At 53.2% G+C, this 26153-nt stretch carries 24 protein-coding genes; 16 read left to right on the top strand and 8 right to left on the bottom strand.

All coding sequences use genetic code 11. The features are described 5' to 3' along the window. The first annotated feature begins 262 nt into the window (after positions 1-262). Positions 263-625 (top strand): group I truncated hemoglobin, encoded by a 363-nt coding sequence (locus tag EJN92_RS10170; protein WP_126127714.1) that lies wholly within the window; start codon positions 263-265, stop codon positions 623-625. Between the two features lie 30 nt (positions 626-655). On the opposite strand, the gene EJN92_RS10165 is transcribed toward EJN92_RS10170, so the two are convergent. Together EJN92_RS10165 and EJN92_RS10160 are read right to left on the bottom strand one after the other, a co-directional pair. Further along, positions 656-2221 carry a winged helix-turn-helix domain-containing tetratricopeptide repeat protein gene (locus EJN92_RS10165; RefSeq protein WP_170174892.1) on the bottom strand — a complete coding sequence of 522 codons (1566 nt, stop codon included), beginning with the start codon at positions 2219-2221 and terminating at the stop codon, positions 656-658. A 98-nt stretch (positions 2222-2319) separates the two neighbouring features. Continuing rightward, on the bottom strand, positions 2320-3345 hold the full coding sequence (locus EJN92_RS10160; protein WP_126127712.1) for an AraC family transcriptional regulator: 1026 nt from the start codon (positions 3343-3345) through the stop codon (positions 2320-2322). Positions 3346-3524: 179 nt separating this feature from the next. Between EJN92_RS10160 and EJN92_RS10155 the strand changes: the two genes are divergently transcribed. The 3 genes from EJN92_RS10155 to EJN92_RS10145 all read left to right on the top strand — a co-directional run bounded on the left by EJN92_RS10155 (position 3525) and on the right by EJN92_RS10145 (position 7665). Beyond that, positions 3525-5777 (top strand): fatty acid desaturase, encoded by a 2253-nt coding sequence (locus tag EJN92_RS10155; protein ID WP_126127711.1) that lies wholly within the window; start codon positions 3525-3527, stop codon positions 5775-5777. Positions 5778-6068: 291 nt separating this feature from the next. Next, entirely contained in the window at positions 6069-7013 is a 945-nt protein-coding gene (locus tag EJN92_RS10150; protein ID WP_227869792.1) for a c-type cytochrome, read from the top strand. Between the two features lie 193 nt (positions 7014-7206). Further along, positions 7207-7665 carry a GyrI-like domain-containing protein gene (locus EJN92_RS10145; protein ID WP_126127710.1) on the top strand — a complete coding sequence of 153 codons (459 nt, stop codon included), beginning with the start codon at positions 7207-7209 and terminating at the stop codon, positions 7663-7665. Between the two features lie 59 nt (positions 7666-7724). Here EJN92_RS10145 and EJN92_RS10140 read toward each other — a convergent pair whose 3' ends face one another. Further along, positions 7725-8702 (bottom strand): amino acid ABC transporter substrate-binding protein, encoded by a 978-nt coding sequence (locus EJN92_RS10140; RefSeq protein WP_126127709.1) that lies wholly within the window; start codon positions 8700-8702, stop codon positions 7725-7727. A gap of 139 nt (positions 8703-8841) precedes the next feature. On the opposite strand from EJN92_RS10140, the gene EJN92_RS10135 reads away from it, so the two are divergent. Both EJN92_RS10135 and EJN92_RS10130 read left to right on the top strand, forming a co-directional pair. Further along, positions 8842-9495: a helix-turn-helix transcriptional regulator gene (locus EJN92_RS10135; RefSeq protein ID WP_407701542.1), complete on the top strand. Its 654-nt coding sequence runs from the start codon at positions 8842-8844 to the stop codon at positions 9493-9495. Next, positions 9492-10451: a threo-3-hydroxy-L-aspartate ammonia-lyase gene (locus EJN92_RS10130; RefSeq protein WP_126127707.1), complete on the top strand. Its 960-nt coding sequence runs from the start codon at positions 9492-9494 to the stop codon at positions 10449-10451. The genes EJN92_RS10135 and EJN92_RS10130 overlap by 4 nt, the downstream gene beginning before the upstream one ends. A 43-nt stretch (positions 10452-10494) precedes the next feature. On the opposite strand, the gene EJN92_RS10125 is transcribed toward EJN92_RS10130, so the two are convergent. Together EJN92_RS10125 and EJN92_RS10120 are read right to left on the bottom strand one after the other, a co-directional pair. Next, positions 10495-11862, bottom strand: a complete 1368-nt coding sequence (locus EJN92_RS10125) for a DUF1501 domain-containing protein (RefSeq protein ID WP_126129868.1) — start codon at positions 11860-11862, stop codon at positions 10495-10497. A gap of 11 nt (positions 11863-11873) precedes the next feature. Continuing rightward, positions 11874-13631 (bottom strand): DUF1800 domain-containing protein, encoded by a 1758-nt coding sequence (locus EJN92_RS10120; protein ID WP_126127706.1) that lies wholly within the window; start codon positions 13629-13631, stop codon positions 11874-11876. 287 nt (positions 13632-13918) lie between these two features. Between EJN92_RS10120 and EJN92_RS10115 the strand changes: the two genes are divergently transcribed. From EJN92_RS10115 to EJN92_RS10105, 3 genes are all read left to right on the top strand, one after another. Then, positions 13919-14788 carry a sulfurtransferase gene (locus EJN92_RS10115; RefSeq protein WP_126127705.1) on the top strand — a complete coding sequence of 290 codons (870 nt, stop codon included), beginning with the start codon at positions 13919-13921 and terminating at the stop codon, positions 14786-14788. 384 nt (positions 14789-15172) lie between these two features. Further along, positions 15173-15733 (top strand): neutral zinc metallopeptidase, encoded by a 561-nt coding sequence (locus tag EJN92_RS10110; protein ID WP_126127704.1) that lies wholly within the window; start codon positions 15173-15175, stop codon positions 15731-15733. A 79-nt stretch (positions 15734-15812) separates the two neighbouring features. Beyond that, positions 15813-16601 (top strand): sel1 repeat family protein, encoded by a 789-nt coding sequence (locus tag EJN92_RS10105; RefSeq protein ID WP_126127703.1) that lies wholly within the window; start codon positions 15813-15815, stop codon positions 16599-16601. 243 nt (positions 16602-16844) lie between these two features. Here the strand turns inward: EJN92_RS10105 and EJN92_RS10100 are convergent, their stop codons facing one another. Then, on the bottom strand, positions 16845-17672 hold the full coding sequence (locus tag EJN92_RS10100; protein ID WP_227869791.1) for an AraC family transcriptional regulator: 828 nt from the start codon (positions 17670-17672) through the stop codon (positions 16845-16847). Between the two features lie 140 nt (positions 17673-17812). Here EJN92_RS10100 and EJN92_RS10095 point away from each other — a divergent pair, with 140 nt between their 5' ends. Beyond that, positions 17813-19249 carry an MFS transporter gene (locus tag EJN92_RS10095; protein WP_126127702.1) on the top strand — a complete coding sequence of 479 codons (1437 nt, stop codon included), beginning with the start codon at positions 17813-17815 and terminating at the stop codon, positions 19247-19249. A 71-nt stretch (positions 19250-19320) separates the two neighbouring features. On the opposite strand, the gene EJN92_RS10090 is transcribed toward EJN92_RS10095, so the two are convergent. Beyond that, positions 19321-20724, bottom strand: coding sequence for an aspartate kinase (locus tag EJN92_RS10090; protein ID WP_126127701.1), 1404 nt, complete (start codon positions 20722-20724; stop codon positions 19321-19323). 304 nt (positions 20725-21028) lie between these two features. Further along, positions 21029-21586, bottom strand: coding sequence for a GNAT family N-acetyltransferase (locus EJN92_RS10085; protein ID WP_126127700.1), 558 nt, complete (start codon positions 21584-21586; stop codon positions 21029-21031). Positions 21587-22226: 640 nt separating this feature from the next. Between EJN92_RS10085 and EJN92_RS10080 the strand changes: the two genes are divergently transcribed. The 6 genes from EJN92_RS10080 (at position 22227) to EJN92_RS10055 (ending at position 25931) form a co-directional block, all read left to right on the top strand. Continuing rightward, entirely contained in the window at positions 22227-22829 is a 603-nt protein-coding gene (locus EJN92_RS10080) for a hypothetical protein (protein ID WP_126127699.1), read from the top strand. Between the two features lie 244 nt (positions 22830-23073). Continuing rightward, positions 23074-23571 (top strand): hypothetical protein, encoded by a 498-nt coding sequence (locus EJN92_RS10075; RefSeq protein WP_126127698.1) that lies wholly within the window; start codon positions 23074-23076, stop codon positions 23569-23571. Between the two features lie 297 nt (positions 23572-23868). Next, the gene (locus EJN92_RS10070) at positions 23869-24273 is read left to right on the top strand and encodes a VOC family protein (RefSeq protein ID WP_126127697.1); all 405 of its coding nucleotides are present in this window, start codon (positions 23869-23871) and stop codon (positions 24271-24273) included. A gap of 173 nt (positions 24274-24446) precedes the next feature. Beyond that, the gene (locus EJN92_RS10065) at positions 24447-24842 is read left to right on the top strand and encodes a tautomerase family protein (RefSeq protein WP_157984345.1); all 396 of its coding nucleotides are present in this window, start codon (positions 24447-24449) and stop codon (positions 24840-24842) included. Between the two features lie 295 nt (positions 24843-25137). Then, complete coding sequence (locus EJN92_RS10060) at positions 25138-25551, top strand: hypothetical protein (protein ID WP_126127695.1); 414 nt, start codon at positions 25138-25140, stop codon at positions 25549-25551. Between the two features lie 113 nt (positions 25552-25664). After that, a complete protein-coding gene (locus EJN92_RS10055; RefSeq protein ID WP_227869790.1) occupies positions 25665-25931 on the top strand; it encodes a helix-hairpin-helix domain-containing protein in 267 nt (88 codons plus the stop codon). The last annotated feature ends 222 nt before the right edge of the window (positions 25932-26153 follow it).

Below are 26153 nucleotides of genomic sequence, written 5' to 3'. Positions count from 1 at the left end.
GCTACACTCAGCATATACTGGGTGATAGTATAGGCAGAGCTAGTCATATCGCGCATATCTGATATGCGCAAACGCCATACTGTGGCACATACCCCCCCTATTTTTGCGATGTCTACGGATAATTTGGGGGCTCGATGCGCGGGTTGCTGAGCCATCCGCGCCGCCTATCATCACAAAACCTTCACGCTTTCTCCAAGCAAGCTGGGCGCTCGCTGGCTAAAATTTTATCAGCGTATCCCTCTTAACCAGCAAGGAGCCTAGCATGAACCAAACACTGTATCAGCGCCTCAGAGAAGCCGAAGGCATACGTCTGTTGGTGGACGATGTCATGGCCGCCCATCTGGCCAACCCACTCATCAAAACACGCTTTGAAAACATCAAAGATCTGGAGCGCGCCAAACGCATGGCGCGTGAATTTTTCGGCGCGGGCGCTGGTGGCCCTGCCCCTTATACCGGCAAAGACATGGTGGCAGCGCATACCGGGATGAACATCAGCGAGCAAGAATATCTGGCCGCCACCGATGACATACTCGGCGCCATGGATAAGCATCATTACGATGAAGAAACCAAGAAAGACGTGCTGGCGATTATTTATTCGCTCAAGAATCACATCATGCGCAAATGAAAAAAACTGCAGCAAGTGAAGAAACTGCGGCTAGCAGCTGGGCGCGATCAGGCGGGCCGCCTGGCGAAATAATTGCGCGCCCTGCGCATCAAAACGGAAAGCCAGGATAAATTCCTCGACCTGGTAATGCGGCTGTTGCTGGTGTAGCGTCGCCACCAGCGCGCGCGCTTGGTCGAGGGCGCCTGCCAAGGCCAGGCTATACGCAGCCAGTGCCAAAATATGGATATGCGCGTTGGGACGGGCGGCTGCCTTCACGGCCCACACTGCCGCTTCGCTGTACTGCCCCAGACGCACATGTGCAATCGCACGCGCACCCAACATACCAAACAGCAGCGGATCGAAGGGACTGAGCAGGCGCGAATGATCCGAGGCTAAAATCGCCGCATGCGGATCGCCCGCTTGCGCGTGCACAAACGCCAGCGTGTAGTGGCCCAGGGCAAAGCTAGGGCTGAGTTGTATGCTGTGCTCCAGTTCATCGACCGCGTCGGCATGTTGGCCACGCAACCAGAGTGCGCGCCCCATCGCCAGGTGCGCAGAAGGATTGCGTTGATCGGCTTCCAAACTGAGGCTGGCGGTTTGGTAGGCCAGATCAACCTGGGCGGCACGCGCCGACCAGCCCTGAAAAGCGTTTTGGAAATGGGTGAACGATAGCCCGGTGTAGGCGCGCGAAAAACTCGGGTCGAGACGCACCGCAATATCAAAAAAATGCTGGGCTTGCTGGTTGTCGTTTTGATTGAAACGATACATATGCCATAAGCCGCGGTGGTAGGCTTGCCAGGCATCGAGCGAATCGGGTGGACGCAGGATGGCGCGGTTGCGCTCGGTCAGCTCGACTTCGCTGGCCAGCGTGGCGACGATCTTGCTGCCGATCTGGTTCAAAACCAGCAGAGCATCGTCGAGCGCCTGACAAAAATTTTCCACCCAGACGATGCGGGCAGTGCCGGTCTCGGCCAATTCAAGGCTGACGCTCAAACGCTGATCTTTGAGACTTACAGACCCGCTCACGACATAATCAACCTGCAAGAGTTGGCCAGCCTCTCGTGCATCAAGCTGGCGCAGCTTGGGCGCGAACACGCTGCCCTGTGCGATCACAAACAGACTGCGCATTTGCGCTAATTGAAAGATGACATCGTGCACCAAGGCGTCGGCGATACCGGCGCGGCCCTGGCTAGCTTGCGAGAGATCGACAAAGGGCATGATCGCGATCGAGGCACGGTGCGGCTGTGGCGGCACGCCAGCCGGGTATGCGGGCTCCAATCGCAGCCTAGGGCTAAGGACGGGCGCGCTTGGCACGCACTGGGCGGCGACAAAGCGGTAGCCGCGATTTCTGACGGTGGCAATGCAGTTCTGCGCAGCCCCGCTATCACCGAGTGCCTGACGTGCGGCCTTGATGCAGCTTCTCAGGCTGGACTCGGTCACCACCTTGCCCGCCCATAAGTGAGCTAGCAACTCTTGCGCGCTGACGATGCGCTCGGGTTGCTGCGCCAGATACACGATCAGGTCGAACACCTGCGGCTCGACGCGGCTCAGCTGATCGCCAGAGCGCAAGGTGAACAAGCTGGTATCAATCTCGAAATCTCTAAAGCTGAGCAGCACTAGGTACTCCTGGAAAACAAGCATCTGGCTAGCAGTATCTCCCATGAAAGCGGTGATCACAAGCGCAATTTTGCGCGTGGCAAAGCGGCTTTTGGAGGCTACTTAATCCGGCTTGGCACCATGCGCAAGCGGTACAAAGACGGTGCCAGCTGCTCCCAGCGTTTAAAGGCGCGGCGAAAATTGGCGATGTCGCTGTAACCGAGCATGTAGGCGATTTCCTGAATGCTGAGCTGGCCAGATTTCAAATATTCTAGCGCCAAGGTATGGCGTACATCTTCGATGATTTCTTTGTACGAAGTTTGTTCTTGCAGCAAACGGCGATGCAGGGTGCGCGGTGTTAAATGCAGTAAGCGCGCCATGACGTTCAGCGATGGGAAGCCACCTTGTTTCTCCAGCATAATCCGGCGCAACTGCGTACTCAGGCTTTCACTTTTAAGCAGTTTGTCTAGCTCTCGCTGGCAAATCTGTACAGCATCTTGAAAGCTGGCCGGGTCGGCCATTTTTAAAGGCAGATCGATGCTATTGAGCGGCAGTGCAATACCGGCCCACGCTTGCCCATAGCGCAGTTCGCATTTGAACAAGTCTTGCGCCAGCGCGGCATAGTCTGGCGCATCAAAAGGGAAGGCGACTTCACTGACATTGCATGAGCCCATGGCAATATGATCGAGCAGGTTTTTGATCGTCAGTATCACCGCTTCCAGCACTGGCCTACGGATTTCGCCCAAGGGCACAGGCTCGCTAAAGACCAGGCGAAACTGATCACCGTGAATTTCATAGCTGAGTAAAACCAGAGAGGTGCGCACGCGCAAATAATGCGCAAGCAATTGCACCGCTTGCCGCAAGCTTGCGCTATTGATCGCGGCGTAGCCAAGTATGCCGTGGGTATTGGCAACCAGACGTTCTCCCACCAGCAAACCCAGCGCTGGCTCTTTAGTGCTGCTGAGTGCCGCCCCTATCAGCAGCCTTAATTCTGCGTAGGGAATTTGCAGCGAGGAGTCGGCCAGTTGTGCCTCGTCGAGCTGACTATGCGCCAGCCAGTGTTCGACATCACCGCCGATACTGCGGATTTGCTCTGCAATCTGGCGTAGGTAGAACACTGATAGCGAAAATTCTGGTGTGCTCATGGGGCTCCGTGGGAATGCAACTAAAGGCGCAACTAAGGCTAAATTGAAGGCTAAATTTAAAGACAAAACGATTGTCAATAAATGACCCATGAATGTCAATCATGCACCCCAAGATAATTCTATGGCCGTCGTACCATAGACACAAATGAGGTGCTGATTTCAAAATCCACGGAGACGACATGTTTTTTTCTAATGCGATAAAGACGCCAAGCATGGCGCATATCAATGGCACTGCCATTACGGTGCTTCCGGACGAAACCCTGCTCAATGCGGCAATACGACAAGGGATAGATTTTCCTAATAGTTGCCGGGTCGGTGGTTGCGCCACCTGTAAATGCAAACTGACCGAAGGAAAGGTCAAAGAGCATACCGAGTCCAGCTACCTACTTTCCGACGATGAAATGGACCAGGGATTTATTCTGGCCTGCCAAAGTGTCCCTTTATCCGATATCCGGATCGAGGTCGATCTTTCCCTTCAAGCTGCGCAGCACAGCGTCTGCGGCACGGTCATAGCGCAACAGCGGCTGACGCATGACATCACGCGTTTGAATGTGCAACTAGATGCACCGCTGAACTACCGCGGCGGCCAGTTCGCCAATCTCAGCATGGCGTCTTTGCCAGAGGTGCAGCGTAGCTACTCGTTTGCCACGCCCTCACAGCAGAATGCGCAAGTAAGTTTCTTTGTCCGTAAGCTGCCCGGCGGTGTGTTTTCTTCGCACATCCATGATCAGAATTTGCTGGGGCAAAGTGTCACCATTGAAGGACCGGCGGGTGACTTCTGGCTGCGTGATGCGGATGCGCCCTTGCTGCTGGTGGCGGGCGGCAGCGGCCTCGCTCCTATCCTGGCGCTATTGCAGGAAGCGCTGCAGGCGAATGTCGCGCGCTCCGCCACCGTCTTGTTTGGCGCAAGAGAAGAAAAAGATCTGTATTGTCTGGCCGAAATCGCAGAAATCGGGCGACTCTGGCATGGGGAATTTCGCTTCGTTGCTGTGCTCTCAGAAGTCAAAGACGGCGATCTCTGGCAGGGCAAGCGCGGTCTGGTGACTGAGCAGATTCCCGCCTTGCTGGAAAACGGCGCACATGCTTACCTGTGCGGCCCGCCGGGCATGATAGACAGTGCGGTGCTAACGCTAGGCCAAAACGGCGTCGCAAAAGAACACATACATGCAGACCGGTTCGTCAGCAGGATGGATGCCGCTGCCGCTCAATCACAGACCGCTAAGTCAGCGCCGACAGCCGAGCCAATTGATACCAGCACCGCCAACGTTGCCAGCGTATTCGCGTATCTGAAGTATTTTATGTTCCATCTGGTGGGCCTGTTTTCTGCCGCCGCGATTCTGGCTGGCGGCGCGTATGTTACGCTAGGTTTGCTGGCAGTCTTGTTTTTCTATATCGTCGGCGATGCGCTTCTGGGCGACGACACCTCAGTGCCAGAATTCACTCATCCACGCATACTCACCATCCAGTTGTGGTTGGCATGGCCGCTGTTATCGCTCATCGTGTTTTCTGCAGTCTGGTCGGTCAGCCCCGCTGATCCGCTCGGTTTTGGTCACTGGTTTACTCAACTTAGTGGTTATGATGTGATTGCCGCACGCAATCTCACATCATTCGGTAATCACCTTTCTGCTCTGATACTGACTGGGCTAACGATAGGCCTGATCGGCACCATTACCGGTCACGAATTGACCCATCGCACCTGGGACCCGGTCTCCATGCTGATAGGCCGCTGGTTGCTGGCGTATAGCTTTGATACCTCGTTCGCCATCGAGCACGTGTACGGTCATCATCGCTACGTCTCGACTGAACACGATCCGGCGACCGCACCGCGTGGGCGCAACGTCTACCATCACGTGCTCGCCTCTACCATCAAAGGCAATATCAGCGCCTGGAACATAGAAGCCAGACGCTTAAAACGCAAAGCCTATGCGCTGTATTCGCCGCACAATGCGGTGTTGCGCGGTTATTTGATGAGCGCCTTGCTAGTGGGCGCCGCCTGGGCGCTGGGCGGTGCTGTCGGTGCCGCGTTCTTTACGCTGTGCGCACTGTTTGGAAAATCCTTGCTAGAAATCGTCAATTACATGGAGCATTACGGCATGGTGCGTAATCCGGAGACCCCGGTGCAGCCGCGCCACTCGTGGAACACCAATCGCCGCATCAGCTCCTGGACCATGTTCAACCTGACCCGTCACTCGCATCATCACGCTCAGGGCGAAGTGCCTTACCATGAACTCAAGCCCTATCAGGATGCGCCTATGATGATCAACGGCTATCTCACCACCATTCTGGTGGCCTTGATACCGCCACTCTGGCACGCCTTAATGACGCCCAAGGTGCTGGCATGGGATCGTAACTATGCCTCCAAAGAAGAGCAAGCGCTGGCCGCCCGCGCCAACCAGCGCAGCGGCATCGCTAGCTTGATACGGGCTAACTAACATCCGAAAATCGCAGCATGGCGTGATACCGCATGTCGTGAAAACTTTCGAGGTCTTCAATTCGACTGCGCAATCCCCATGCGCCTGCTGGCACGATATTGGCCTGCAGGCCGCATCGGATATGCGCCTTGCTGTGCATTCCAATGAAAAATTTTAAAAAGTTCTGTTTGCCCATCGCAAGGCCTCTCCGCCGCGCCCATACATCGTCGTTGCCGAATCTACACATAAAATTGATATTTTTGTATAGGCTTTTATGTAATACTTGATGTTCGATCACTACGGTGGATGAATATGAAAACTTCTCATCAGCGCTATCTATTGATAGCGACAGGCATGTTTCTGGCAGCTGTTGGTAGCGTGATTTTCCTGTTCACGCATACTCCCCTGAGTGAGGCGCATGCTTCCCCGGCAGGCAGCGAAAAAGAGGCGGCGCCAGTAGCCGCTGCCAGCAACACGCTCAGCACCACAGCCTCTTCTGCCATGACAGCGAGTTCTTTTCCGATTCAGATGCCGGACGATAGCAGCCTGCCCAAAGCGGAGATGGGTGAGGCGGTTCAACTTGGCCGTAACTTAGTCCTTAATACCCAAAAATTTGCCAAAGCCTATGTCGGCAATGGCTTAAATTGCAGCTCATGTCATTTGAATGGCGGCACGGTCGCCGGTGCTGCCCCGTTTGTCGGCTTGTGGGGCGTGTTCCCTGAATACCGCAGCCGTACTGCGGCCATGGGGTCCTTGCAGGCGCGCATCAATGATTGTTTTCAACGCTCCATGAACGGCAAGGCTTTGCCGCATGACAGCGTAGAAATGAATGCGATGTTAAGTTATATCTGGTGGCTCTCTAAGGATGTGCCTACCGGCATGAGCTTGAATGGGCGCGGCTTTAAACCGGTGAAATCAGATCAGGCACCGGATCTGGCACACGGTCTAAAAGTCTACGCAGAAAAATGCGCTTCCTGCCATGGCGATAAAGGCGAGGGCCAGCAATTGCCAGATGGTGGCTATTTATTTCCTGCGCTGTGGGGCGATCGCTCTTTTAATATCGGTGCCGGGATGGCGCGCTTAAATAATGCTGCTGCGTTCGTCAAAGCGAATATGCCACTGGGCCAGGGCGGTACACTATCAGACCAAGAGGCGGTTGATGTTGCCGCCTTCTTTACCACCCAAAAGCGGCCTGATTACGCAGAAAAATCGAAGGATTGGAGTAAAGGCGGCAAGCCGAAAGATGCGCGTTATTGAAACTAGCAGTGCGTCTAGGCGATCGCTAAGCGCAAGCGATTTCAAGATTTTTGCCGCCATGCCATGCAAACTAAGCTTAATCTTATCGCTGACAGAGAGCAGATACAGCAAGATTTGTGAAACCCGCTTGTGTTAATCTGCTCGCCAAGTTCAGCGTAAGTGCTGCATTATCCTTATCCCACCGGAGCCCAATATGACTAGAAAAATTCTCGACCTCGCCAGTTTTACCGTCAGCGGTCTGGCCGTACGCACCCGCAATAGCGATGAATTTAATCCCGCCACGGCGAAAATCGGCACTATGTGGGCGCAATTTTTCAGTCAGCAATATCCAGAAAAAATACCCGGACAAATCGCGCCAGCCAGAATGCTGGGCGTGTATTCAGGCTATGAATCGGACGCCAGCGGAGCGTTTGACGTGACTGCGGGGATGGCGGTAGAAACTGCCTCGCCAGAACTTGCCACAATCGAGATACAGGCCGGACGCTATCTGGCGTTTGAATGCGAGGGCGTCATGCCGGCGGCGGTGATACAGGGGTGGGCGCAGGTGTGGACGTATTTTCAAACGAATAGCCAGCACCAGCGCCGTTTTGCGACGGACTTTGAAGATTATCTCAGCCCGCAAAAAGTGGTGATTTACATAGGGATAGAGTAGTCCCGCTGGCTAAGCCTTAGCACCCCGAAGCAGCGCAGACCCGGCTCTGAGTGCCTCGCTTACTTCTTATTCTGGCTCAGTTGCTGGCCTAGTTTCTGACTCAAATGTTTTTGCGCCTCCGGCACGCTTGCGTAGCTGGCTGGGTCGCCCGAATCATTCGGTTTCATGAAGGCGGCCTGCAATTGCGGTGAGAGTGCGAACTGCATGTTGATACCTTTGGGAGGAATCGGCTTGAGAAACCATTTCGCATAAATTGCATTGATCTCGCCCGAGGTATACACGGCGCTAACCGCCGCATCGACCATTTTTTTAAATTCAATATCATCACGGCGCAGCATGATGCCGTAGGGTTCGAGTGACAACGCTTCCTTGCTCAGCTCATAATCGTTGGCGTTTTTAGAGCCAGCGGCCAGGCTCGCCATCAAAATATCATCGATCGCAAAGGCTGCCGCGCGCCCGGTTTCCAGCATCAGAAATGATTCCGCATGATCGGTGGCGGCAACGATAGTGATGCCTAAATTTTGCTCGGCGTTCATCAAAGTAAGCTGTTTTAAGTTCGCGGTGCCAGCGGTAGAGACCACGGTTTTTCCGCGTAAATCCGCCAGACTGCGTATCTTGCTGGATTTTTTCGACATCAGCCTACCGGCGCCAAGAAACATGGTGGGCGCGAAGGCAACCTGTTTTTGGCGCTCCAGATTATTCGTGGTGGAGCCGCATTCCAGATCTATCGTTCCATTCGCCATCAAGGGGATGCGGGTGGCCGAAGTGACTGGGTTGTAGACCGTTTTAATGATAGCCACGCCGAGTTGCCGCTGCACTGCCAGCACAACTTTTTTGCACAAATCGATAGAGTAACCCTGATACGCTTGCTTATCGTCGATATACGAAAACGGGATGGAGGAGTCGCGCACACCCAAAGTAATGACGCCGCTGTCCTTGATTTTTTTTAAGGTGCCGGTTAATTCTTGCGCCTGGACTGGCAAAATACCGAGTAAAACACTGCCCATCAAGGAGGCTGACGCTAACAATAATTTCATTCTATATCCTATTTATTTGCTTCAAAATGTCTAGAAAAAGATCGGGGGCAGTACCATCGAGGCTGGCACTGAGTTTTTTAAAAGTGCGCCATTTTAACCATAAATCCTTGAATTTGACAAATCATCAAATTCTGACATAATGTTCGATATGAAACTAAGCGAAAACCAATTACTTCTCAGAGAAGGCAAGAAAATCGTAGACGCACTGGGGAAAACTTTCTTCCCCTTGGTGGAAGTGGTGTTGCACGATTTGACTGTAGAACAGCATCACGTGGTGGCGATTTCAAATAATTTGTCCGGCCGCAAGCTCGGTGACAGCACCACAGAAATCGGCCTGGCGCGCATCAGCGATCCCTCATTTCCCGAGGTGCTGCAGAACTACCCGAATCGTTTTCCGGATGGGCGCCCTGCCAAAAGTACTTCTATCGGTATCAAAAATAGCGCTGGCGACTACGTCATGGCGATCTGCCTCAACATCGATGTCTCGGTGCTGACGGCAGCAGCCGGTAGCCTGCATCAACTGATACAAACCCAGACTGCCCCGGTGGTGATCCAGGAAAATTTAGTAGCACCAAGTTTGGATCTGATACGCAGCACTTTGGAGCAGTTTGCTGCTGGCTTAAACACTACCCCGCATATGCTGAGCCGGGCGCAAAGACGTAACGCCGTGCAGCATTTGGCAGAGGCCGGGCTGATGGATTTGAAAAACGCCCAGACTATTGTCGCCAATACCCTGGGTGTGGCGCGCTCCACCGTGTACACCTATTTACCCAGCAAAGGAGATCAGGCATGAGCCAGCTGCCGATCTGCTACCAGGACATCGTGGCCGCGCATCAGCGCATAGCCGCAGTTGCCCATCGCACTCCGGTATTGAGCTCTAGTACCGCCAACCAGCTTAGCGGTGCGCAGATTTTTTTTAAATGCGAAAATTTTCAACGCTCAGGCTCATTTAAATTTCGCGGGGCCTACAACGCCATCGCGCAATTCACGCCTGAGCAAAGAGCCTGCGGCGTGGTCAGCTTTTCATCCGGCAACCATGCTCAGGGCATCGCCTTATCGGCGCGTTTGCTCGGTGTGCCAGCGGTGATCATCATGCCTAATGATGCACCTGCCATCAAAGTGGCAGCCACCCGCGGCTACGGTGCAGAAGTGGTGCTGTATGACCGTTACAACGAAGACCGCGAAGCAATCGGACGGCGCTTATCGGAACAGCGTGGCCTCACGCTAATTCCGCCTTACGATCACCCGCACGTGATGGCTGGCCAAGGTACGCTGGTCAAAGAATTGTTAGAAGAGGTGGGCGATCTGGATGTCTTGCTGGTACCGCTGGGCGGTGGTGGTCTGTTATCCGGCTGCGCCACTGCGGCACAGGCGCTCAGCCCCGCTTGCCGTGTATTCGGAGTCGAGCCGCAGGCCGGCAATGATGGCCAGCAAAGCTTGCGTTCCGGTCAGATCATGCGTATCGACACGCCGGTGACGATTGCCGACGGGGCGCAAACCCAGCAACTCGGTCAGCTCACTTTTCAGGTCATACAAAAACGGGTAGCGGATATTTTGAGCGTGGAGGATAGCGACTTGGTCGAGGCCATGAAATTTTTCGCTAGCAGCATGAAGATCTTGGTGGAGCCGACCGGCTGTCTGGGCGCCGCCGCGGCGTTTAGCCGTCAGCTAGATTTACAGGGGAAAAAAGTTGGTGTGGTGATTTCGGGTGGCAATGTCGATTTGTCGCGCTTTGCCGCCTTGATCTAAGTGACTTGTGGGCACTCAAACGAGTACCCACAAGCAAGTGCCTCTAGCCAAATATTTTAAGTGCATTTACATCGAAATTTGCCATGGTCGGCATGATCAAAGAACGATCATTGTCTTGCGCGCCAAACCATTTCGCCAGTGACCAAGCCAATTGATCGGTAGCAAAATCAGGGATAAGGCGACCCTGACCAATGTCGAAATCACCGTCTATCTCTGGCACCATTTTTTTACCAAAAATCTGTCCACCTTTAACCGCACCACCCATCACCAGATGATGACTACCCCAGCCGTGATCCGAGCCATCGCCATTCGAGGAGAGGGTACGGCCAAATTCGGAAGCAGTGAAGGTGGTGACATTATTTTGCAAGCCCAAAGCCAGCATAGAATTTTGAAACGCCAGCATTGCGTCGTTGATGCTGGTTAATAATCCCGGATGTTTTTGCATCAGATCATCGTGCAAATCGAAGCCGCCAATTTGCACCATGAAGACTTGCCGTTTATTCCCTAAAGTATCGCGCGCAGCGATCATTTTGGCGACTGCTTTGAGTTGATCGGATAAATTATTATTCGCCGGAAAACCGACAGGGTCGGCTTTTCCTACATAGGCATTGGCAACTGTGGTTGAAGTGCTGATGCCGCGATTACTAATATCGCGATAGGCATTGGCCAGTTCATTGTCCTTGCCCTTACTCATTAAATCGATCAAATCTGCGCGCAGCGTTGTATTGCCCCAGCGACTGCTGGCGCCACCGAGCAATTGCAAAGGAGTGCCTGTACCCTGAGTAAAGGCAGCGGTTTGCTGGCCGCTTAAAAATACCCGCGAGCCACCTATCAACACGCAAGTTAAGGCGGTACTGGTATTGTTTGCCATGTACAGATCGGCAATACGACCGCCCCAGCCTTTACCGGCACCTTCGCCAGCGCCAGATAACCATACATTGGTTTGATCGTTGTGCGATAACAATTTAGGCGGCAGGGGTACCGAATTGTTTTTGTATTGGGTCTTGGTGGTCGGCACTGCTAGGGTACCGATATTGCTGATTACCCCCAAACTACCTGCATCATACAAAGTTTTCAGACCCGCCCACTGCGGTGCCAAAGCCATTTGCCGGCCACCGGCATCGACCAAGCCTAATGCCGTTGCGCTCAGACTGGCCTGCGGTATTGCCAGTGCCTGACGGATCGCCGCATATTTTGCATAGTTGGCATTGTCGTAGGGGATCAGCACATTGTGGCAATCATTGCCGCCTGCCATATACAGGCAGACCAGCGCTTTGTAATCCGTTGGACTAGTGGCCGCGACCGCTTCATTGAGTATCGATAAATTCAAAGCCATGGGAGCAGCGACACCGGCGGCTCCCAGGATGCTGGCGCGTTTAAGAAATTCGCGACGGGTAAAATGATGATCCATGTGGTGCTCCTTTACTTCAGCAATTGAGTGTCTGCCGCAACCAAGACCATCAGGGCTACGGTTTTGACCAGATTAAGTTGTTTGGTGAGTAGCTTGGCCGCATCGGTATCGGTCAGCGGCATTTTACTGATGCTGGTGAGGATGATCTGCTTGCTATTGGCAGATAATTGGCCGGCCGAGAATAAGAGATTGAAGTGTTCAATCAAGGCGTCCGGTTTGCTGACCAAGCTCAATTCCAAAGCCCAATCTAATTGCAAGCCGCTGCTATCCGGATCGGATTTATAGGCCTTGGCCGCATCCTGATAATTACGGCGCGTGTACGAAGCGGAGTTGTCTAACAGCGTGGCCCACTCATTCACCTGAGTCAACACGGATTGTTCAGAAACAATTTGCAGCTCTGGCGATTGTTTGTTTTGAGTCGCCAAGGCAGTATTCGGCGGCACATATCCGGGACGGAAAAAGTTAAAAACACTAGGCGCACCGAGCGGTTGCTGCCCAAAACTTCTGGCGCGTACCAGGCGCCATTGGCCATCCGGACTTGTGAATTTCATACCGCGGAAAAAACTGCCGACGCGTACCATAGGCTCAACGATTTTACCGGCAAACAGATTGGCGGCATCCGGGGCAGTACGCGCTTCGGCATCCATCAAAATAGCTTTGACGACGGCTTTCAAATCACCGCGCACTCCCAGCCCATTGTTGGCAAATATCGCCGCAACGCGACCTACATAAGCGGCACTAGGATTACTGCTGACAAAACGCTGTATCAACTGCCGGCTGATAAAGGGCGCAACATTGGCGTGATTAAATAAGGTATCGAGCGCGATTTTCAGCGAAGCCCTGCCATCGGTATTGGCGGGTATTGTCGCACTGAGAAATTTTTTCTCTAACAGAGAGTGGGCATTTTCATCCAGGCGCATAGGTTGGCGCATGGGCTCGGGATCGGGGTCAGTCGAGGTCCAATCAAGTGTAATACTCCAACCGGTAAACACCCGCGCTAGATTGCTGACGGTGTCTTGGTTGTAGCTGTCTATAGGCTTGCCATTGGCATCGAGCTTGGCGCTGCCATCCATATTCAATTCGACTAAACCGATGGTGAACAACTGCATCACTTCGCGCGCGTAATTTTCATCAGGTCGGCGGCCGGTCTTGCTGTCTTCCTTCATATTTCTGAAGGTGCCCAGCATGCGTCCCATAGGAACGCTGAGAGTGACATCTTCTAACAACTGGCGGAAATTTCCAAAAGCATTTTTTTCCAGCATATCCATATAGCCGCACAGTGCATGCGCTTGGGTAGGCAGATCGACACCGCTAATCGTTACCACAAAAATTTCGGATAAGGCCAGCGCCATGCGCTGACGCAACATATCTGGGGCGGCGGCGATGCGCTTCCACATCATATTGTCGCGCAGCTCACTTTGCAGCGCAAAAACGCCGGGGTCACTAAGTTTGATGGCATTCATTTCATCAAATCTGGACTGCCCTAGCGGCAAAGCTTGCTGCTCATTAATCCAAGGCTCGAAACCATTGCTGATGAGTGCCTGGCGTGCCGTGGGCGCGCCACCAAAGGCGGCTTGCGCCAGGAAACGCGCGGCTTCCGCTTCATTCGCCGGTTTCGTGACCACCACGGGCGGTGGCGTGGTGCCTGGCGTGCTATTACCACCTATGCTAGAGCCACCACCGCCACAGGCACTTAATAAAGTGCTGACGGCTAAAACGCTCGCTAGCGGCAGGCTGGTATCGTCGCTGATTTTAGTATTTTGTTCCATTTTGCAATCTTTCCTTAGGGCAGGTTTCGGGATTGTATGCGGTTTTTAAAATGCTCAGATTTAAACTATGTAAGTAATTGTAATCGCCTATTTTTTCATCGAAATCGATAGGATTTTCTGTATGTTTATGCTGCTTGTTTTGCATATTTTTTAAGCAGTGTTTTTTTGATTATGACTCTTGCAGCCGGTCTATGCACTACAATGTGGGCAATATTTTCTAATGCCTGCTCGCCTTGCCTGCTTCTGCTTACTTATCTGTTAATTCATCTGCCAATTTTTCATGCACTTTGGCCTACCAGCAACAACTCCTCGCAGCTGATTTATTGTATGAATTCATCACTGGCAGCGCGCCGCCTGGACCCGACTGGCAGTTATTTGAAGTAGGCTGTGCTAGCGAGCAGGCCTACGCGGATGGCCACATCCCCACGGCTGGCTATCTCGATACCAGTTCCTTTGAGTGCCCGCCCAAATGGAACAAAATTCCCGACCCGCAATTGTTGGCAGTCTTGCTCGGCAAAGCGATTCGTCACGATCATTGTATTGTGTTGTACAGCCGCAACTCTCTGGCCGCCGCGCGCGTGGCGCATCTACTACTGTATGCCGGAGTAAAAGACGTACGTCTGCTGGACGGTGGCCTCGCGGCCTGGCTGGCGGCTGGTTTGCCCTTATCCACGCAGCCGCCCGCAGTGCGCCTAGCGTTGAACGATTTTGGCGGCGCGTTTCCTGCCCATCCCGAGTATCTGATCGATCTGCCGCAAGTTGAAGAGCTCCTGGTCAGCCGCGCTGCCACACTGGTGAGTATCCGTAGCTGGGCCGAGTATTCTGGCAAAACCTCGGCTTACAGTTACATCAGTGCCTGCGGTGAAATACCCGGTGCACGCTGGGGCCGCGCTGGTGCGGATGGCGATATTAATAGTATGAGCGCCTTCCAGTCTGCCGATGGCAGAATGAAACCGGCTGCTGAAATCTGCCAGTTCTGGCATGAGGCCGGGATTCGCCCAGATCAGCATAATGTGTTTTATTGCGGCACTGGTTGGCGCGCCTCACTGGCTTTCTTTTACGCCTGGTGCATGGGCTGGCAGCAGATCAGCGTGTACGACGGTGGTTGGATGGAATGGAGTGCCAAGCACCACGCCCAGTTACCGGCAGTCGCCTAAATTAACCTAGGTTGGCAGTCTTGGTAAATTGTCACACGCATAAACAACATTATTTTTTAACAAAAGACTATGTACAAATAGCGATGGAATAGAACACGATAGCGAGATCAATTTTCTAAGCTCAAGATTTACCCTCTTGATTTTTTGATTCGCAAAATTATCTTCGCTTGCATATCAATTTAATATTTTTTTAAATCCGCATTGCACCTGCTCGAGCGATCTCCGCACTTCCTTTCCGCCTAAAAAAGCGCTCTACTGAAGCCTCGATCCGCGTAGTACTGCGGATGCGAACATCTCATCTGCGAGCTCATTTGCAGATGGCTTTTTGAAGCCGGCACATTTAAAAAACAGTCGGCTGAGATCCCAACCCGGAGACACCAAGCAATGAAAAAACAATTACCACTGGCTATTGCCATCACACTTGCTCTTTGCAGCTTGACCCAGACTGCGCAAGCGGTGACCGTCACCACCAGCTATATCAATAAAACTGCGACTGAAATACGCGGCGTATTTGGCTCTATGGCCAACCCGACCGTGTATATCAATCAGCGTGCATGTGGCGAATCTGGCACACCAGATGCACGCGCTTGCGGCCCTTACATCATCAGCGTCGGCACCAGTTTTCTACAAACGGTAGAGAGCAATCATGGTAACTACGCCGCCAAGGCAGTGCTAGGCCATGAATGGGGTCACTCGATACAATTCACCAGAAACATCAATCAGCGTGCCCCTTACATGGAGTTGCAGGCCGATTGCGCCGGCGGATCTTTTGTGAAATATGCGGAAAGTTCCTTGCGCTATAGCCCTTTCCTGGCGGCCGCAGTCAGCAGCGCCCGCTACTACGCAGGCGGTGACCACGGCACCCCGGCCCAGCGCGACTACTACACCCGTTGGGGCTATGCCAATGGCACCTCCAAATGCTATAGCAATCTACCACGCGTCTAGTCTCTAGATCGCCAGCTCGCGCGCCGAATGTTGCCTGCTTCGGCGCGCGCCTAGATTGTTGGTTTTTTTGTGATCGTGTATGAAAAAATTATCTTATTTAATTGGACTAGTCGTCCTAGTCGGGCTGGCCGTGACGCTGATTTTGTGGCCGGTATCGCCTAGCGTATCAACTCAGCCTGGGCTTGCTCAACAATCAGAAAATGGCCAACCAGGGAGTGAAAAATTTCGCGCCGATGGCAAGCCAGACGGCACTCAGTCCATTCGGCAAAACAGCGGCAATAATCTGCATGCATCACCGTTTGAACTTGGCCCAGCAAATACCGAGACCAGCCTCAACATGCCGAATAATCAGGCCTCAAATAGTTTGGTCGAATTGCCGGAAAAAGAAGAAATATCGCCACGCGAAGCAGCCCGTCGCAAGCAGATGGAGCAGCTAGGTTATATGGTGCCACCAGAGTACTACACCAAAGATTTAAAAACCTTGCGCAAGATGGCCAAAGCGGGCGACGCCTTTGCCATGGTGCATATTGGCGAGAAATATGCGTTTGAACTGAACGGGCAAAAAGACAATCCAGAATTTGATCCCAGCATGAATTATCCCGACGCCGCCAAACAATCGTTTAAACAGGCACTGGTCGCGGGAAATATTCGTTCGGCGGGTATCATCTCCGAACTCTATTTTAATGAAAACAATGCGCTGGAAGCCTATGCCTGGCATATCGTGTCCGAGCAAATGGGCGATAGCATCAGCGCCGACTGGTTTCGTCTCAACGACATGTCAAAAAACGCCAGCCCGCAGTTAAAAACTACGGCCGCCGCCAGAGCGCTGCAAATAGTGGCCGAGCTGGATCTCTTGCGTAAAAAATAGCCGGCCTTGTAGCAAACAGCGGCGCAATATCTATGCGCCTGCTGGCGGCATTTCGGCCTGCAAGCGGCGTCGGTATTGCGTGTCGCTCACGGGGAACTTCTAAAAACCCCATACTCGAGCGCATCGCGGCGTCGATTGTTCAATGCGATCCTCGCAATACCGACGTATTGCTCCGGTTTGCGCCTTGCGCTGCATCCCGATTAAAGGGTTTTTAGAAGTTCCCTACGGGGTTTTAGAAGTGCGCTAACGCCTCAGGATGTGGCTAGACTGGTTGGAAAAATAGTGCGCCGGAGAATCGCCAAAGCTGCGCCGGAACATCGCGATAAAATTACTCGGCGTGGCATAACCTAAAGCATCCGCTACCTGCGCCACCGAGTCACCTTGCGCCAGCCGCTCCAAAGCATGGCTGAGTTTTGCCTGCTGCCGCCACTGTGCAAAACTGAGTCCGGTCTGCTCCCGGAACAGACGGCTCAGGGTGCGTGCCGATACTCCACCCCAGCTTGCCCATGCTTGCAGACTTTTGGTATCGTCCGGTTGCTGATACAAGGCATTGCTAATGCGCAGTAAGCGCCGGTCTTGCGGCAGCGGCAAATGCAGCCCTAGTTGTGGGGCCAACCGGATTTCATCCAGCAGTACTGCGGTCAAGCGTTCTTGTTCGACTTCCAATTGCTCTTGCTCAGACCAGCTGACTGCGCGCTGCACCAGGGCACGCATCACATCGCTGATACCAATCACGCAAGGCTGGCGAGGCAAATGCAGACTCGCTTGCGGTGTAATCAAAACACTCCAGCCACTCATTGCACCATTCACACTGACCTGATGCGGTATGCCCGGCGGTATCCAGCCTGCCTTATGCGGCGGCGACAGCCAGGAGCCATGCTCGGTGCGCATATGAATCAAGCCGCTTTCCACGCAAAACACCTGGCCGCGCGCATGCGCGTGCCAGTCGTACTCGCGGGTGCCGAGTCGAAAACCATTGCCAGGCTGATCCTCACCCCAAATAGCCACCACCGCAGGGCCATCGAGGCGATCTTCGATATCGGGCAAGACAGGATTAGTCGATAAACTCAATTTGGCCGCTTCTCATTATTTTTTGTCCAAACAACGTTATCAGGCTTTTGCCTCTAAGTCCAATACTGTCAGTGGCGATGAAGGCATTTATTTCCTTCCAGCCAGAATACGCAACTTAACCAACATTTCAGGATCTCTTTATGCATGCCTCCCCTACCCCGGCTGCGCTACCGGCGCAGTCCTTAATTTATCCGCACATCCCGCTCTGGGTGGCGGTCGTGATCGCCTGCGTGGCCTCTTTCATGGTGGTCATGGATGGTGCTATCGTCAATGTCGCGCTGCCAGCCATGCAGGCTGACCTGGGCCTTTCCAAGGTCCAGCAACAATGGGTGGTGGACGCCTATCTGCTGTGTCTGGGCGGTTGTATGTTGCTGGCGGCGCGCGCCAGCGATTTGTACGGACGTAAGCGCATTTTGCAATCTGGCCTGTTGGTATTTACCGCTGCCAGCCTGGCCGGAGGTCTGGCGAGCACGCCAGCGGCCTTATTGATCGCCAGGGCGATCCAGGGCTTTGGTGCCTCGGCTCTGGCAACCTCGACGCTGGCGGTAATCGTCGCGGTGTATCCTGGCGGGCCAGCCAAAGCGCGGGCGATCTCAATGTGGGCGGCATCGAGCGCGATCGCCTCCGCTTTGGGAGTGCTGATCGGTGGTCTGCTGACCGAAAAATTCGGCTGGCGCTGGGTCATGTTCGTCAATGTCCCGATAGGCTGCGCCTTAATCGCTGGCGTGGCTTTGTGCATGCAAGCGCGGGATGCCGGCAATCCACCTGCCAGACTTGATGTCTGGGGCGCGCTTAGCATTACTTTAGGAACTGCTGCCTTGTTATTTGGTATCACGCAGGCCGTCACACTTGGCTGGGGTTCTCCCACCGTGCTTGTGGCACTGGCGAGTGCCTGGCTCTTGATTATGGGATTTATCTGGATACAGGCCAAGACTAAGCATGCGCTGATACCGCTGAGTATTTTTCAGTTACACAGCGTGCGCATAGGAAATGTTGTGGTGCTCGCTCTGGGGGCAGCCTTGACCGCCTCGACTTTTTTCCTTTCCATTGTGTTACAGCAAATTCTCGGTTACAGCCCGCTAGATACCGGCCTGGCGCTGCTGCCTATGGGGACAACGCTGGCGATCGCCGCCATCGTTTCGCGCCCGCTGATGGATGGCGGATTCCGGCGCTTGCCTTTTCTGGGAGGGCTGATCAGCGCTGCCGGGTTGGCCTGGCTAAGCCGTTTGCCGCTGCAGCCGAATTATCTGAACGATATACTCGGCCCCACTTTGCTGACTGGTCTTGGTTTGGGCTTGATGCTAATGACTTCGGCGCACACCGCACTGGCCGGTGTTCCGGCCAAACTGGCGGGGCTGGCATCTGGCCTGTTCAATACATCACGTCAACTGGGCGCGGCCTTAGGCGTCGCTAGCCTGTCAACGCTAGCGCATAGCATCACTGAGGCCAATAGTCTGACACAGGCGGCAATGCCAGCGCAGTTGCTAGGCTATCAGGGCGCCTTTCTGGGCACCGCTGCACTCTGCATATTGGCTGCCTTGAGTTCTTTAAGTCTCAAAATAAAACCCGAAAATTAATATTCCTTAGACCTAGAACCCTTCACAATCAGGGTCTGGCGCCGCTTGCAAGCGGTGCCAGACCATCACAACTAAGCCCCAAAAAACTCCGCATGCACCGCTTGCAAGGCCAGTTTTCTATCCTCTTCATGCACCAGCATATACGCAGCTACTTCACTGGCACCGGCTGCTGCCAGGCAGACTCGTACACCGCCGGCTAAGGCGGCGGACAAGGCGCGGCTGGCTATCGCACTGCCTACGTCCGAGGCATCCAACACCCCATCGCCTACCACCGCCACAATCGCCACTGCGGCATTGCGGCTCACTTCCACCACGCCAGCCAGATGATGCTCTACCAATGCCGCATAAGCCGCATCGAGCTGATCGCGCGCCACCAACAGATTGATCGCCGTTTGTGCCGTCAGCACGCTCTTGATGTTGATGCCGTGCTGATCCAGGGTATTGGTTACTTGCGCCAGAATGCCGGGCTTAAAGCCGACCCCGGGGCCATGCAACTTGAGTATCGCCACGTCTTCGGTCGAGGTCACGCTTTTCACCACATCGTGCGTGACGCGGCGCTGGTCATCGATGATGGTGTAAGGCTGTAAGCCGCGCTCAGGGCGCGTGATGTTGAGGATGCGGATAGGAATATCGCGATCAAACAGCGGCTCGACCGTACGCGGATGTAAAATTTTGGCGCCAAAATACGAGAGCTCAGCCGCCTCCAGATAATTTAATTGGGCGATAGAACGCGGCGCACTCACCGTACCCGGATCGGCGCTGAGGAAACCATCCACATCTTTCCAGACGTCCAGAGATTCGGCCCCCAGACAAGCGGCGATCGAGGCAGCCGAATAATCCGAACCGCCGCGCCCGAACAAGGTGGTCTTACCGTTCTGATCGACGCCATAAAAACCAGGCACCACGATCACGCCATCACCGGCCAAAGCCTTGGCGACCTTGGCGGCGCTCAGCTCGAAATCGCAAGCGGCATTGCCGAACACACCATCGGTGATCAAACCTATCTCTTCCGGCAAGGCTTCGCGCGCCGCGATGCCACGACTCTGCAAGACCTCGGTGAGTAGCAAGCTAGACAGCCGCTCGCCATAACTGAGGATGGCATCGTTGACAAAGCTAGGTACCGCACCGATACAATGGATGCCGGTTAAATAGCGATCCAGCTGATCGAGCCGCACCGCCAGCGCCGCCTCGGTACGGGCGCGCTGCGCAGGGTCGCTGATATTCGCGGCGACGATCTGTTTCTTGAGGGCGCGCAAGGCCAGCGTATAGCTCTGACTCTCAGCCAGCGCCGCTGCGGTGCCAGCACCTTCTTTGGCAGCCTGAACGCAAGCCACCAACTCATTAGTCACCCCAAAAAACGCCGACACCACCAGCACCAGAGGCCGCTTATAGGTTTGCACCACGTTCACGATGCGGTCGATATCCTGCGGCCGGCGCAGGTTAGAACCACCAAATTTGACGACGATTTTTTTCATTACGGTTTCCAGAGTAGAGCGAGTGAGTAGGACGCTTGGGCAAATACACCCGACAGCTAGCCAGCTAGCCAGCTAGCTTACTGCAGCGCTAGTCCAGGGTCAATCCGCACTAAGCTTGAAAATAAAAAGGGAACTTCTAAAAACCTAAAAACAAAAACTTTTCTCGCCGCAGAGGCGCAGAGTACGCAGAGAAAACCTTGGTTTTTTCCTTTGCGTACTCTGCGGCAAAGCTTTTTCTTGTGAGCTGCTAGTACTGTAGGTGCGATTAGCGCAGCGTAATCGCACGCATGTCTGTACCGCCCGATTACGCTGCGCTAATCGGACCTACGCACTCAGCTTGTGCACGGCTCGCCCAATCGCTGCCTGTCATTTGATACACCGCGACCTCCATCTCATACCAACGTTCCAGGCCCTTGTAGTGCATGCCGAGTTTTTTCATGACGTGGGCTGAGCCTAGATTTTCTGGCTGACAAACCGCGCACAGCAGATCGGTTTTCAGCGTGTCGAAGGCGAAGCTGGCCATGCACTCGGCCGCTTCGGAGGCATAGCCCTGCCCCCATTTATCCTGGCGCAAACGCCAGCCAATTTCTAGCGGATTGGCAGCATCGCGCCCCAGATGCTGGATGCAACCGGCGCCGATAATTTGCTCGCTGTCCAGCTCAAAAAAACTCCACCACGAATAACCACAATCTAACCAGCGCGCCTTGACCCGCTCTATCATCGCCTGCGTATCGGCCGGCGTATCTGGCTTGCCAGTGATATAGCGCATCACGGCGGGGTCGCTATTCATCGCGAACAGACCATCAAAATGGCTATCGTTCATCGGTACCAGACGTAGTCTTGCGCTGCTCAGTATGCTCATGCGGCTCTTTCTGTTTGAGGAATAAATAGATGCTAGCAAGCTTGCCTGCCTGCCTGCTTGCCTAAGCATTAACTAGACCGGAAGTGGCGATAAAAGTTCTGTGAGCCAGTCTGTATGCCAGCCCGCGCACGCACAAAGCGACCAGCCCAGCGCTGCAAAATTTCACCTAGCGGTGGCGTACGCTTCGGCCTGAGTTAGCGGCTTCATCGCTACGATAAAATATCCGCCCAAAACAGATACTCCCCTATTTTTATAAGCGAATGCAGCTATTCGCGCATATATCCATTGCGCATTCAAAAAACACTAGGGGAGTATGTTCATAAAGTCCAAGCCAGGCGCGAACCGGAAGGTCGGCAGTTGCTACTGCTAGTAAAGCAAACGTCAGGCAGCTAAGGCTAGTATGCGGGACAATGAAATATTGAAATTAATTTCAAATATGTTAAGTTTATTGATAGAATGCAAGACAATAGCGATGCCGCTTTTATCGATTTATTTAAACCGCGCATTCATTCAGTAGAGCAGCGAAAAAATAAGCGGTAAAAGGCTGTGCGCAGAAACCCCTCCCGGTGTCCGCATTTTTGATAGCCGGATAATTTTGTAAAATGAAAATTTATAACGCGTTAAGCGTCAGAAAACCCCCATGAACCTCGCAGATAAGATCAATCTAGCTGTCGCAATCACCGGCGGTTGTTCGGCGGCCATCTCGCTCTTCGTAGCGATCGTTACCTATCAGATGGTCAAGGCGAACCGCGAAACCGTCGCTGTCATGAAGGCACAACTCGACGCCTCCACTCGCCCGTACATTCAGGTGACACCTGTCGTCCGGGCTATGAGTACCATGCTCATGCTGTCGATAAAAAATGCAGGCGGATCGTCCGCTAAAAATCTCCGGCTGAGTCTAGACAAGGACTTCTACTTCAACGCTCATCCTGACGAAGATGACAATCTCAGAAAGTACACGACATTTGTCCACCCGATCCAGTCCCTTTCACCGCAAGCCGAGATGGTCTTTTACTTGGGCGTGGGCCACAACATCTTCAGAGACTCAGAGCGCTGCCCCCAGCAGTTCACGGTCCAAGCGGAGTACGAATACCAAGACAACCGAGTTGTCGAGTCAACGACGATCGATCTTCAGCCGTTCAGGAAGTCCGCTAAACCAGTCGATCCAATCGTCGAACAACTGGAGAATATCAGCGGACACCTTTCCGAGATTCGCAGTGCTGTTTCGAGGAGTGACGCCTAACCCTTCCATAGAGCTGACGTGCCCCGGCAAGCCAGGTAGGGTGGACACGTTTTTGTGCCCACGCAGAGGTCAACCGACAGCACGCGGGCGCAACAAGCTTCATCTATTGCGCCGGATGAAATGAAAAATGGTGTATTACGGCTACGCCTAATACACTCTACGCGCTTAAATTGTTTATGCGACATACGTCCGTTTCGCCCGTCAGGGTGGCGGACATAACTAATTATGTGACTAATATTCCATCATGAGCAATGAAGAAAATAAAAAGGAAGCATCAAGAAAAAAATCACTTGGGGAACTGGGCGAACTTTTTGCAATTAAAGCACTTGTCGATAATCACTATGAAAAAATAATAAACTTAAATGATAAAAAGATGAACTTTCCTTTCGCAGACTTATATGCAGAAAAAGACGGAAAGAGATTCATCATTAGCGTTAAAGCCAGAAACAAATACCAGAAAGACCATAAGCTAAACGCTTTTTATAATCTCGGAAATGACGCATACAAAAAAGCGGCAACGGCAACCCAGGAATACTGCGCAGAACCGCATTGGATGGCAATTCAATTCGACCAATTTACATTTTCAATATATTGGGGTTCATTGGAGGAATTGAATGGAAAAAATACAATTCCGCTAGCCCAATGTGCAGAAGGAAAAATCGGTATATGTTTAGCAAAAGATAAAAAGCATTATTTCGATTTCGGTTTTTTTGGTAATGCAAAAGATGAAAAAATTACATAACCTGGGACTATATCAGTCTGGTAGGGTGGGCAGGTTTTTGTGCCCACGCGGAGATGAACCGACCGCTATGCTTGGCTGTTTCGCCTGGATCGGCTTAAGCTGATGTGTTGTTGCTTGAGCCTTAGGCGTGGGCACGATGATGCTGTGCCCACCCTACGCACTATTGCGCCGCATGGGATGAAAATGGTGTATTTCGGCTACGCCTAATACACCCTACGCGGTCTGTAGCTTTGGGATTTTGGTGTAACATCAAATGCTGTCCGCAAGATAATTCAGCTTAACAAACCGGAGACTAGCATGGCGAAAGTAACAGGCATAGGCGGTGTTTTTTTCAAGAGTCGCGCCGATAACGCGGCGCTGGCGGCGTGGTATCAACAGCACTTGGGTATGGTGCTGGAAGACTTCGGTGGCTGCATCCTCAAATGGCCAGAAGATCGCGCCGAAGATCAGGGTCTGACCGTCTGGCATGTGGCGAGCCAGGACAGCGCATGGTTCAGCCCCAGCGACGCTAGCTTCATGATCAACTATCGGGTCGATGATCTCGATGAGATGTTGAAGCAACTGCAGGCCGCTGGCACCGAGATTTTGAAGGGGCCAGAGTCGCACGAAAACGGCAAGTTCGCATGGATCATGGACCCCGAGGGCAATAAACTAGAACTGTGGCAGCCTATGCCGTGGGACGACAAAAACAAGGCGGATTGAGATCTTTTCAGGCTGCTAGAGTGGGCAGGTTTTTGCGCCCACGCGGAGATGCACCTACCTTGATGCATGGCCGTTTTGCCTGGATGGGTTTAAGCGGATGTGTTGTTGTTTGAACCTTACGCGTGGGCACGATGATGCTGTTCCCACCCTACGCACTATTAAGAGAGATCACGATGCCACTGACTAAAATTTCCGCTCCGCGCCACCTCTCCTCAAGCCAAGTGCAAGCCTTAGCCGCAGCGGTTCAAGATGGGCTGGTAAAGACTTGCAATGTCCCGCCCAAGGATCTGTTTCAATTGATAACGCGTTTCGACACCGACGAGATTATTCTTGATCCTCATTTTGGCGGCGTTAATCGTTCAAAAGATGCTTGCGTGATTGAGGTGGTTTTTCTGCTTGGACGCACTGACGATCAAAAACGTGCCTTATTTCGTCACGTTGCCGAACAAGCGAGCCTGGCGGGCTTTCGGGCAGACGACATCATGATCACCTTGATAGAAAACTCCAAAATGGATTGGTCGCTTGGCCTCGGCCTTGCTTATGCCGATCTTCATGCAAAAGCCAAGTAGCATGCCAAGGGCGCATGGGACGAGTAAATGGTGATTACGGCTACGCCAAATACACCACGCACTTGGCGCACCTGAAGCGCCGCGACTACATGTCAAATTACTAGCAATACTCCGAACGCATCGCTTACAATCCCCAGTGTGACCGCCACACAGGCGGTTCAGTCCAACAAGCTTTATCCGCCGCAAGCAGTCCGCGGATCTTATTTTTGCGTTCCGGTGCGGCGGATAAACGCTATTCGTTGGGGCTCGACTTGTATCAGCGTACTGAAATCGTAGCGTCATCGCCAAGGATCCTATGTCCAAACTATTCTTTATATTCACATTACTCGTCTTGGCAGCAACGTCTACTAATGCAGCGGACGCCATACCGCCTCACCTCGTTGGAGTATGGGCGACAGACGGCTCGGTCTTGGAAGGTCCATATCTCTTTGAAGGTCAGGCGCTCTACCTTGGTGCTGATGGCATCGGTGGTGTCCTTGTTGGCCCACCAGCAATGGGTTTTAAGATTGTCGCCACATTCGATACCAAGAAGAATATCATCGAGTCCGATATCTACGAAGGGAAGCAACGAGGCCCACACATCAGCATCGCCTACGACCCAAATGAAAAAACAATCGATTCCGGCACACCAGATAAACGTCAGCCAATGCGTCGTCGCTTTGATACTTTCACAGACGAAATGAAAAAAGTCCTCGGTCTTGAGCCATAGTTCTTGTCATGTTCTATGCTGCTCTATCGCGAGCTCAACCCTCCGGTGCAGGAGACGCTGCGCGATAAGGCACCGCGCAGCGCCCCTGTCCTTGAACGTTAAAAGGCAAAAAGATGAGTGTTGTGCCGTTCTCTCAGCTTGAAAAAAGTGCGCTTCTGCGCGTTAAGGGCGTCGGGCCAAAGCTCATCGAGCGCCTTGAACAAATGGGGTTCTCTACCCTTCGCCAGTTGGCCGACGCAGATGCGCGAGACATCCTTGCTCAAGGTGCGAAGCTAAGCGGCTCCTCTTGTTGGAAGAATAGCCCGCAGGCGAAAGCTGCGGTGGAGGCCGCCATCAGCGCAGCATTGGCGGTAACCGACGGCAACACCACAAATAGATGAGCCAGGTGAGCACGTATTGGTGCCGAGGCAAAGATGAACCGACCGCTATGCATGGCCGTTTTGCTTTGATGCGCTTAAGCTGAGGTGTGCTTGCTTGCGCCTTAGCGTGGGCACGATGCTGCTGTGCCGACCCGTCTCAAAAAGTATGGCTTCGTGTCAGATATTGTGCGCTAAGCACTCGCTACGCGACTTCGCCGCTATGGTGACCCCACAACTCAAATG

The sequence above is a fragment of the Undibacterium parvum genome, from assembly GCF_003955735.1.
GTDB classification, from domain to species: domain Bacteria; phylum Pseudomonadota; class Gammaproteobacteria; order Burkholderiales; family Burkholderiaceae_D; genus Undibacterium; species Undibacterium parvum.
Note: the sequence above shows the minus strand (reverse complement) of the source record. Positions and strands in the feature narration are given on the sequence as shown.

Coding starts and splice junctions, on each gene's coding strand:
- EJN92_RS10145 (WP_126127710.1), top strand. CDS start 7,207: ATGACTAGAAAAATTCTCGACCTCGCCAGTTTTACCGTCAGCGGTCTG.
- EJN92_RS10160 (WP_126127712.1), bottom strand. CDS start 3,345: ATGAGCACACCAGAATTTTCGCTATCAGTGTTCTACCTACGCCAGATT.
- EJN92_RS10110 (WP_126127704.1), top strand. CDS start 15,173: ATGAAAAAACAATTACCACTGGCTATTGCCATCACACTTGCTCTTTGC.
- EJN92_RS10055 (WP_227869790.1), top strand. CDS start 25,665: ATGAGTGTTGTGCCGTTCTCTCAGCTTGAAAAAAGTGCGCTTCTGCGC.
- EJN92_RS10105 (WP_126127703.1), top strand. CDS start 15,813: ATGAAAAAATTATCTTATTTAATTGGACTAGTCGTCCTAGTCGGGCTG.
- EJN92_RS10125 (WP_126129868.1), bottom strand. CDS start 11,862: ATGGATCATCATTTTACCCGTCGCGAATTTCTTAAACGCGCCAGCATC.
- EJN92_RS10095 (WP_126127702.1), top strand. CDS start 17,813: ATGCATGCCTCCCCTACCCCGGCTGCGCTACCGGCGCAGTCCTTAATT.
- EJN92_RS10170 (WP_126127714.1), top strand. CDS start 263: ATGAACCAAACACTGTATCAGCGCCTCAGAGAAGCCGAAGGCATACGT.
- EJN92_RS10080 (WP_126127699.1), top strand. CDS start 22,227: ATGAACCTCGCAGATAAGATCAATCTAGCTGTCGCAATCACCGGCGGT.
- EJN92_RS10085 (WP_126127700.1), bottom strand. CDS start 21,586: ATGAGCATACTGAGCAGCGCAAGACTACGTCTGGTACCGATGAACGAT.
- EJN92_RS10130 (WP_126127707.1), top strand. CDS start 9,492: ATGAGCCAGCTGCCGATCTGCTACCAGGACATCGTGGCCGCGCATCAG.
- EJN92_RS10075 (WP_126127698.1), top strand. CDS start 23,074: ATGAGCAATGAAGAAAATAAAAAGGAAGCATCAAGAAAAAAATCACTT.
- EJN92_RS10090 (WP_126127701.1), bottom strand. CDS start 20,724: ATGAAAAAAATCGTCGTCAAATTTGGTGGTTCTAACCTGCGCCGGCCG.
- EJN92_RS10155 (WP_126127711.1), top strand. CDS start 3,525: ATGTTTTTTTCTAATGCGATAAAGACGCCAAGCATGGCGCATATCAAT.
- EJN92_RS10150 (WP_227869792.1), top strand. CDS start 6,069: ATGAAAACTTCTCATCAGCGCTATCTATTGATAGCGACAGGCATGTTT.
- EJN92_RS10065 (WP_157984345.1), top strand. CDS start 24,447: ATGCCACTGACTAAAATTTCCGCTCCGCGCCACCTCTCCTCAAGCCAA.
- EJN92_RS10070 (WP_126127697.1), top strand. CDS start 23,869: ATGGCGAAAGTAACAGGCATAGGCGGTGTTTTTTTCAAGAGTCGCGCC.
- EJN92_RS10135 (WP_407701542.1), top strand. CDS start 8,842: ATGTTCGATATGAAACTAAGCGAAAACCAATTACTTCTCAGAGAAGGC.
- EJN92_RS10140 (WP_126127709.1), bottom strand. CDS start 8,702: ATGAAATTATTGTTAGCGTCAGCCTCCTTGATGGGCAGTGTTTTACTC.
- EJN92_RS10120 (WP_126127706.1), bottom strand. CDS start 13,631: ATGGAACAAAATACTAAAATCAGCGACGATACCAGCCTGCCGCTAGCG.
- EJN92_RS10060 (WP_126127695.1), top strand. CDS start 25,138: ATGTCCAAACTATTCTTTATATTCACATTACTCGTCTTGGCAGCAACG.